Below are 1,191 nucleotides of genomic sequence, written 5' to 3'. Positions count from 1 at the left end.
GAAAAGCCGATTTTGCTGTTCACCTCGACGACGCCATCGCGCTTCACAAGGGATACTTCGTGTTGTAACGCAGTGAGGCCGCGAAAGCGGCCTCACTGACCCAGGAGAAGTCGGAAGCGGCGGAAAACCGCCTCCGACCTCAAGACTTTGTGACGCAATCCTGCGGCAAACTACCTCGACAGTTTCTTCCATCGAGCGTCATCCTCGAAGTGAAGCAAAGTCGCACCGGCGTGAAGCGCGTTCCAGCGCCCAACTTGCCAGAGGCTTGCCTCCCCAACTCCAGCTTCAATGGGAGCCCCAGATATGGCTATCACCTCAACCAAAACCCTCACAGGATTTCCTGACGCAAAGAGTACCGGACTTCCGGATGGCGTCGTGCTCACCGCATCGGGCGATGTGAACGTCACCAAGGCAGGCACGGTCCTCAATGCTCTCGATGTCAAGGGGACCATCTGGGTCATGGCACCCGACGTCACGATTCAGAATAGCCGCATAACGTCCACCGATTGGACAGGCATCTGGATCAAGCCCGGCATTACCGGCACCATCGTCAAGGACAACGAAATTCTCAACGTTGGTAGCAGCAAGGATGGCGCGAATGGCATCTTTGGTTCGGGAACGTTCTTACGCAACGATATCCATGACGTGGAGAACGGTATCAATGTGACAGGCGCAAGCCTGATTCAGGACAATTATATCCATGATATGAATGCTCCAAACGTCCGGGCCGGTACAGTGTGGGGCGGGCCCCATTATGATGGCATCGAGATCAATGGCGGCGTGTCGGGCGTCGATATCCGGCACAACACAATCATCAATGATAATGGCCAGACCTCGGCCGTGATGATCAACAATGACTTCGGTCCGGTGTCCAACATCAAGGTCGATGGCAACTATCTCGCAGGTGGCGGCTACACCCTCTATTCCGATGGCAGCTTCAGCAGCACGGATATAATATCAGGCGTCCAGTTCACCAATAACGAACTAGGTCAGGGTCATTGGGGCTACTACTATTTCAAAGGCAACACGCCCACCCTCTCCAACAATGACGAGATGGGCACGGACTGGCCAACACCTGTCACTCCGGAAACCCCAACCACGCCTGAGACACCCACGACACCGGAAACGCCAACCACCCCGGAAACACCTGTTGCGGGCAAGGCGACCAATGGCAATGACGTGCTTACCGGC

The 1,191-nt window shown here is 55.6% G+C and carries 1 protein-coding gene; it reads left to right on the top strand.

Going from position 1 to position 1,191, the window contains the following annotated elements:
• Positions 1-303: 303 nt before the first annotated feature.
• Positions 304-1,191, top strand: an 888-nt coding sequence (locus ACP7E6_RS29400; RefSeq protein WP_426233717.1) for a right-handed parallel beta-helix repeat-containing protein, incomplete at its 3' end; no start/stop codon positions are given.

The organism is Pararhizobium sp. DWP3-4 (assembly GCF_049898205.1).
GTDB lineage: Bacteria > Pseudomonadota > Alphaproteobacteria > Rhizobiales > Rhizobiaceae > Pararhizobium.
The sequence above is the reverse complement of the archived record's forward strand: the minus strand, read 5'-3'. Positions and strand labels throughout refer to the sequence as shown.